This is a genomic window from Fluviicola sp. (assembly GCF_030151805.1).
Taxonomy (GTDB): domain Bacteria; phylum Bacteroidota; class Bacteroidia; order Flavobacteriales_D; family Crocinitomicaceae; genus Fluviicola.
Genome location: NZ_JASLCN010000260.1, coordinates 1 through 5,258, shown reverse-complemented (window position 1 = coordinate 5,258; position 5,258 = coordinate 1). Strand labels below are relative to the sequence as shown.

The 5,258-nt window shown below is 46.0% G+C and carries 4 protein-coding genes and 1 pseudogene; all 5 read left to right on the top strand.

Annotation, left to right across the window (positions count from 1 at the left end):
• A partial coding sequence (locus tag Q1V93_RS09940; RefSeq protein WP_300664266.1) for a potassium-transporting ATPase subunit KdpA occupies positions 1–328 on the top strand: 328 nt, incomplete at its 5' end.
• A gap of 8 nt (positions 329–336) precedes the next feature.
• Entirely contained in the window at positions 337–2,376 is a 2,040-nt protein-coding gene (kdpB, locus tag Q1V93_RS09935; protein ID WP_300664264.1) for a potassium-transporting ATPase subunit KdpB, read from the top strand.
• A 90-nt stretch (positions 2,377–2,466) separates the two neighbouring features.
• Positions 2,467–3,042 carry a K(+)-transporting ATPase subunit C gene (locus Q1V93_RS09930; protein WP_300664263.1) on the top strand — a complete coding sequence of 192 codons (576 nt, stop codon included), beginning with the start codon at positions 2,467–2,469 and terminating at the stop codon, positions 3,040–3,042.
• A gap of 1 nt (position 3,043) precedes the next feature.
• A complete protein-coding gene (locus Q1V93_RS09925; RefSeq protein WP_300664261.1) occupies positions 3,044–4,402 on the top strand; it encodes an outer membrane beta-barrel protein in 1,359 nt (452 codons plus the stop codon).
• Positions 4,403–4,592: 190 nt separating this feature from the next.
• A pseudogene (locus Q1V93_RS09920) lies at positions 4,593–5,258 on the top strand (sensor protein KdpD); the annotation flags it as partial.

Genomic DNA, 5,258 nt, shown 5'->3' with positions numbered 1-5,258 from the left:
TTCGGAAATGCTGTACGAGTATACTTCCAGTGCTGCAAACAACGGAAGCGGTTTCGAAGGTTTGGGAGACAACAATCCGTTCTGGAACCTAACAACCGGAATTGTGATGCTCATAAGCCGTTACCTACCGATTATCGGACCGCTGGCGATTGCAGGTTTGCTTGCCGGGAAAAAACACATTCCGGAAAGTGCCGGAACACTGAAAACCGACACTCCTATTTTCGGGATTATGATTTTCGCAGTCATTTTCATCATTGCAGCCTTGTCCTTCTTCCCTGCTTTGGCGCTCGGACCATTCGCTGAATACTTCAGTCAAACTCCTCATTAAGAATTATCATGAGCAATCAACAAATCTCATTATTTGACCGGCAGCTGGTAAAAGATGCCTTCAAAGAATCCTTCATAAAACTGAAGCCGCAAATCATGTGGAAAAATCCGGTGATGTTCACCGTGGAAATCGGAACGGTGGTGATGCTGATCGTTTGTATCGCAATCGCTTTCGGGGCATCAGATCAGGGCAGTTTTGGTTACAACCTCACCATCTTCCTGATTCTGTTTGCGACCCTTCTTTTTGCAAATTTCGCAGAAGCACTGGCAGAAGCACGCGGAAAAGCGCAGGCAGACAGTTTGCGTAAAACACGCGAAGAAACACCTGCCAAAAAGCTCAACGAACATGGAGCGATTCACGAGGTCAACTCTTCCGAATTACGCAAAGGCGATATCTTCATTTGTGAAGCAGACGACATTATTCCGACCGATGGCGAAATCATCGAAGGAATTGCAACCATCGACGAAAGTGCGATTACAGGAGAATCTGCTCCGGTGATCCGCGAAGCTGGCGGTGATAAAAGCAGTGTGACCGGTGGAACAAAAGTGCTTTCCGACAGAATTAAAGTCATGGTAAGTACCGAACCGGGTGAAAGTTTTCTCGATAAAATGATCGCATTGGTGGAAGGTGCGAGCCGGCAAAAAACACCGAACGAAATTGCCCTCACCATTTTGCTGGCAGCGTTCACCTTGATCTTTATCATTGTGTGCGTGACCTTGAAACCTTTCGCGGATTACGCAAACACGCCGATCACCATTGCTGCTTTTATTTCGTTGTTTGTGTGTTTGATCCCGACAACCATCGGAGGCTTGCTTTCCGCGATCGGAATTGCGGGGATGGACCGTGCGTTGCGTGCAAATGTGATCACCAAGTCCGGGAAAGCGGTGGAAACTGCCGGAGACATTGATGTACTTCTATTGGATAAAACAGGTACAATCACGATCGGAAACCGCAAAGCAACTGCTTTTCATGCACTGAATGATGCTGACAAAGAAAACCTGATCCGTTGCGCTGTTCTGACCTCTCTGAATGACGAAACACCGGAAGGAAAATCCATCCTGGAACTGGCACAGCAAATGGAAACAGATGTAGAAGAACTTCGCTCATCCGTAACGAACCCGGTATTCATCAAGTTCACTGCTGAAACACGCAGCTCGGGAATTCAATTCGGAAACACAACGATCCGCAAAGGAGCTTTTGATGCAATCAGAACCATTGTTGAAAGAGCCGGAAATGTGTTCCCTGAAAAGACAATTGAAGATGTGACTTTCATTTCCAATAACGGTGGAACTCCGCTGGTAGTGTGCGAAAACGATCAGGTAGTCGGCGTGGTGGAATTGCAGGACATTATCAAACCGGGAATTCTGGAGCGTTTCGACCGCTTGCGTAAAATGGGTGTTAAAACAGTCATGGTTACCGGCGACAATCCTTTAACTGCAAGATACATTGCTGAAAAAGCCGGTGTAGATGATTTTATCGCTGAAGCCAAACCGGAAGATAAAATGACCTATATCCGCAAAGAGCAGGAAAGCGGAAAACTCGTTGCCATGATGGGAGACGGAACCAATGATGCTCCGGCGCTTGCGCAGGCAGATGTGGGTGTTGCTATGAACAGCGGAACCCAGGCTGCGAAAGAAGCCGGAAACATGGTGGATTTGGATAACGATCCGACGAAACTGATTGAAATTGTGGAAATCGGGAAGCAACTCTTGATGACGCGCGGTACGCTGACGACCTTTTCCATTGCCAACGACATTGCAAAGTATTTCGCCATTGTTCCGGCCTTGTTTATCGCTTCCATCCCGTCCCTGGAAGGCTTGAATATCATGCACCTCCACAGTCCTGAAAGTGCGATCCTTTCAGCAGTTATTTTCAATGCGCTGATTATTCCGGCATTGATTCCGCTGGCATTGAAAGGAGTGGCTTACAAACCAATCGGGGCAAGTGCAATTCTTAGAAGAAACCTGCTCATTTACGGATTGGGTGGAATCATCATTCCGTTTGCAGGAATTAAGTTGTTGGATCTACTGGTCTCACTGTTTATTTAGAAACAAATAAATCCCCCTCCCTTAATCCCTCCTTGAGGAGGGATTAAGGGAGGGGGATCTATCAAAATTGAACACATAAAACAAAACATCATGATCAAAAAAATCATAGCAGTCAATATCTTCACCTTCTTGTGTCTGGTGTTATTATCCGTAACCTATCCTTTATTCATCTGGGGCATTGCGCAAGTTACCCCTGGAAAAGGTTTAGGCCAGGTAGTCGAAAAAGAAGGAAAAGTGGTCGGATTTTACCACGAAGGACAATCTTTCACCACAAACACCTATTTCTGGGGACGCCCTTCGGCAGTTAACTACAACGGAGCCGGAAGCGGCGGAAGCAATAAAGGAACTTCCAATCCCGATTACCTGAAAGAAGTAGAACACCGGATTGATACGTTCCTGTTAAATCATCCTTATCTGGAACGAAAAGAAGTGCCTGCGGAATTAGTCACGGCTTCCGGAAGCGGGTTGGATCCGAATATTTCACCCAAAGCTGCATTGGTTCAGGTAAAACGAGTTTCCAAAGCACGTGGAATCGACGAAAAACAGCTTCAACAATTGGTCAAAGAACATACAAAAGCACCATTATTCAAGGTCCTTGGGCCATCCATCATCAATGTACTGGAATTAAACGTAGCATTGGATAATCTTCAAAAAACGAAAAAATAACATGAAAAAAATCACTACATGTATTGCAATTGCAATCAGTTTGCAACTAACTGCTCAAAAAAAGGAAGAAGCAGAAAAAATTCCGTTTGACGGTATCGACATGACGTGGCATAACGGAAACGACCGCCGGGATTCTTCGATCTGGAGCAGCAAATACTTCACTCCGGTGATTATGCTGGACGTGAATTACAATTATTCGTTCAATAATCCGATTGATAACACGGTTGTGGGATCCACTACTTTGGCGCGCCACAACGAGATTCAATTATCGTCGGCAAATCTCGGGGGTGATTTCACCTACAAAAATGCCCGGGCGCGTATCGTGACGCAATTCGGTACCCGATCAACAGTCGTTCCGCGAAACGATTACAGTCCGTACAAAGGACAGTATGAACTGGCAAACGTGTATCGTTACCTCAGTGAAGCCTATGCCGGTTACCACTTCAAAAAATGGTACGGAATCAATGTCGATGCCGGGATGTTTATGTCCTACGTCGGTTTGAATTCCTATTACCAAAATGAAAACTGGGAATACCAGGCTTCTTTCACCTCAGACAACACACCTTGGTTTTTTAACGGTTTGCGCGTTCAGATCTTCCCTTCCAAAACACTCAAAATTGAGCCTTGGTTAATCAATGGTTGGCAGAGTTACGGAAAGTTCAATGCTATGCCGGGATTCGGAGCAAACATTACCTGGATTCCGAACAGCAATATCAAACTTTTGACCAATGATTACTACGGAACGGATGCAGCAGGTTTGAAAGACCGCAAACGGTTCCATTCCGACAACAGTTTATTGGTGCGGTATTTCAACAAACCGACATCCAAAGGAATCAGCCGCATGGCTTTCTCGTTGACTGCTGACTTCGGTTTTGAAAAAGGCGGCGGCGTAAACGGCTTGAGAGACGGAGACAGTGTGGCAGGTCCTGCTCAGTATTTTGCGAGTGCCATGTTCTACAACAGAATCTGGTTCGGAAAGAACAAATTTGCCTGGACAATCGGCGGTGGAGTGATGACAAATCCGGGACGTTACCTGGTACTTTACCCGACCGGACAAGCAAGTCCGCTTCCAAATCCGAACAACCCGACACAAACAGCCGGTGCTTATCCGTTCAGTGCAAACCCGGGCGATCAGTTCAGAGGTTGGGATATTTCAACGAATTTTGACTGGATGCCGAATCAAACGATTACCTTCCGTGCAGAGTTGATTCACCGTCAGTCGAGTGTTCCTTATTTTGCAGGACACGGCGGTGTTACTTCTCCGACTGGTTACAGCACCACTCCCCTGCCCGCAGATTGGAGACCGGATTTGGTGAAATCTGAAACACGTTTGGTATTTGCGATCTTATTCAGAATATAAAACACGTTGAATTGGCAACTAATTAGTTACTATTTTTCGTGAGAGTTTAATTGATCTTTTCTTTCCCACAAATGCACAGATTAAATGCTCGCCTACCGGTCTCGCTGATTTAAAATAGCAACCGGTAAGTGTTCGAAACAACTGTGCATTTGTGGGAAATATCCATTAGGTCCTTTTTACAATTCAAGTCATGACAGAAAAGGAAAACAATGTGCGGCACTTCCTTGAGTTGATCCAGCGATCAAGGCGGGGAAAATTCAAGATTTACATCGGGATGAGCGCCGGAGTGGGCAAAACTTATCGTATGTTGCAGGAAGCACATTCACTGCTCCGGAATGGCATTGATGTGAAGATCGGCTACATTGAAACGCACGACAGGGAGGAAACGGAAGAATTGGTAAACGGATTGCCGGTGATTCCGAGAAGGCATCTTTTTTACAAGGGAAAAGACCTCGAAGAAATGGATTTGCAGGCCATTATCAATCTGCGTCCGGAGGTCGTCATCGTGGATGAACTGGCTCATTCAAACATTGAGGGCAGCAAGAACAAGAAGCGCTGGCAGGACATTCTGGATATTCTCGAAGCGGGAATCAATGTCATCAGTGCGGTAAATATTCAGCACATTGAAAGTCTGAATGTGGAAATTCGGCAGATTACCGGCATTGAGGTTGAGGAACGCATTCCCGATAATGTCTTGCAACTCGCAGATGAAGTGGGGAACATCGACCTTACTGCCGATGTGCTCGTTACACGTTTGAAGGTAGGATATATCTACAAAGCGGATAAGAGTCCGCGGGCATGGAACACCTTTTTCGAACCGGAAAACATTCTGCAGCTCCGGGAGCTGGCTTTACCG